This is a genomic window from Devosia sp. (assembly GCF_041917035.1).
Taxonomy (GTDB): domain Bacteria; phylum Pseudomonadota; class Alphaproteobacteria; order Rhizobiales; family Devosiaceae; genus Devosia_A.
This window is the reverse complement of record NZ_JAYRYM010000387.1, coordinates 1-2,438: the sequence shown is the minus strand read 5'-3', so window position 1 is coordinate 2,438 and position 2,438 is coordinate 1. Positions and strand designations below refer to the sequence as shown.

The following is a 2,438-nucleotide window of genomic DNA, read 5'->3' as shown; positions in this document are numbered from 1 at the left end:
TTCCAGCGCGTCGATGTTGCGCTGGTAGGTACTCCCGGACAGCACCGCCTGCTTGAGCTTCGCTTTCACGTTGCCCGACAGGTAGTCGTCGGCGGTCTTCCATTCCCCGTCGGCCGGGTCGAGGAAAACCTGCCCCGCTCCGGCCAGTGCCTCCAGCACCGCAACTTCGGGTGCCCCAAGCAGTTCGGCCATGTAGGCCGGATCGACCCGGCCGCGCCACTGGATGGACGCCGCCAGCGCTTCGGCCGGCTCGCCCGCGGTGCTCGGTTCGACGACCCGGGTCAGCGTGCGCCGGGTGAATAGCGCAGCCTTGCGGGCCGTGTCGGCCTCTTCGTCGTAATGCTCCAGCGACAGCAACAGCGGATAGTCCGGGTCGCGCCGGAACGCCAGCGCATTGGCGCGCGTGGACAGGCAGCCATAGCGCGATACAAAGCGCTCGTAGGTCCCATTGAGCATGGCTCGCAGGTGACCCAGCCGACCGTCGCCCTCATCCGCCAACTGCGCATCGAGCAGGGCCCGGGCGTGGTCGCGGATGGCACACAGGCCGGTGACGCGGGCCCGCTGTGTGGCATTGAGCTGGTCATGGACGTCGACCATCTCGCTGCCCTCGACCCGATGCACCCGCCCTTGGTGGAGACGGTAGCTGCCAGGACGGGCACCGGCCTCGGCCGGGACCACCACTCGCAGCGGGGCTGCCTTGTGCGCCACCGGCCGGTAAGCACCGGCCGGCAGCAAGGCGATGCGCTCGGCCAGGGCCGCCTCCAGGTCGCCCTCGAACACGGCGACCGGTACTTCCTCGTAGCCATTGCTCTCGCGGCGGATGCGGCCAATGCAGAAATGCGGGTGCTCGGCGTACCAGGCGTTGATCGGCAGGTAACGCTCGTAGCACTGGGAGTGCCGGAGACTATCGGGCACCGTGCCCAGCTTCAACCATTTGGCCTCGACCGCCTCGGCCCGCTGCCGCTTGCGCAGGAACAGGATGTCGGTCTGTACCTCCGTGGAGGCGATCCCGGCGAAGGTGCCCTTGGGGAGTCGGATGGCACCCAGCAGGTGAGCCTGGGCGGCGATGTGCTCGCGCACTGCGTCGTACTGGGCATCCATCGTGTGACTGCTGGTGATGAAGCACACCAGCCCACCGGGGCGCACCAGGTCGAGGGCGCGGCCGAAGAAATAGTTGTGGATGCTGAAACGGGCATAGGCCCGGTTGCTCACGTCGGCGACCTTGTACTTGCCGAACGGGACGTTGCCGATCACCAGGTCGAACCAGTGGTCGGGCAGGGGAGTTTTCTCGAAAGGGGAAATCCGCACGTCCACGCCGCCGGGCGCGTAGAGCGCGTTGAGGATGCGGCCGGAAACCCGGTCGATCTCGACGGCGGTGATGCTGCTGCGCTCGGCCAACGCTTGCGGCATGGCGCCAATGAAATGGCCGATGCTAGCCGCGGGTTCCAGGATGCGCCCGCCGGTGAAACCGAAGCGCTCCACCGCCTGCCATATCGCCTCGATCACGGGGACCTCGGTGTAGTGGCTGTTGTTGACGGAGGCGCGCGCCGATTCGTAGTCCTCAGCGGGAAGCAATTCCTGCAAGCGACGGGCGCGTTCGGCCCAGGCGCTGTCGGTGCCTTCGAGATTGAAGCTGGCGGGGAGGCCGCCCCAGCCGGTGTAGCGCTGAAGAACTTGGCGATCATCCGCAGTGGCCGGCCGGCCTTCGGCTTCGATCTGGCGCAGGAGCGTGATTGCCGCCAGGTTGGCCTCGAACTTCGCGGTCGGGCCGGTCAAGTGCTCCAGGTCGGCGCCGGTCAGCTGCGGCCAGAGGATGCGCCGGGCGGCCTCGGTCGCGGTGGCCACCACCCGCCAGTTGGCGCGGCCGCTGTCCACAAACTGCTCTTGCTCGACGTCAATGAGGTTCTCGACGTGGATGGCCTCGACAGGCTCGGCGGGCACGCAAGAAACGGAAAGGCAAACCTGCTCTGCAGGGTGGGGCAGGGTCGGGGCCGCCGGGTCGAACCCGGGCAGCCACAGGGAAGGCGCGGTAGGACGGGCCATCGGTGTGTTCTCCAAGGAAAACGGGGAACACAACGCCCCATCGGGGAGGCGGGCTCCCCGGGTGGGATGGGCAAGAAAACGGTCGTGGACGACCGGTTGGCAGAGGCCAGACGTACGCGACCGGGTCGGGCTTCATGGCGAAGCCGGCAGATCGGGTACGAGGCGGCGAGCGCCAAGGGCTTGGAAACCAGCCGACGAGCGTCGGCCGGCGCAGGGCTCAGTTCAGCGTGGTGCGCGGAACCAGGGGCAGCCATTGAGCGCCGCCACGACAAGAATGCGGGTAACGACCGCAACGCCCGAGGCGACTCGGGAGCGCTCGAACGAGCGCGCGTTGGCCGAAGCCAGATGCCCTAACAGTGTGCCGTCCGGCGAGCGGCCGTGCGCACCGGTCGGCC

At 68.0% G+C, this 2,438-nt stretch carries 1 protein-coding gene; it reads right to left on the bottom strand.

The window, feature by feature from the left end; translation table 11 throughout:
• On the bottom strand, positions 1-2,043 hold a 2,043-nt coding region (locus tag ACE3TU_RS21410; protein WP_374627880.1), incomplete at its 3' end, for an Eco57I restriction-modification methylase domain-containing protein.
• Positions 2,044-2,438: the final 395 nt, after the last annotated feature.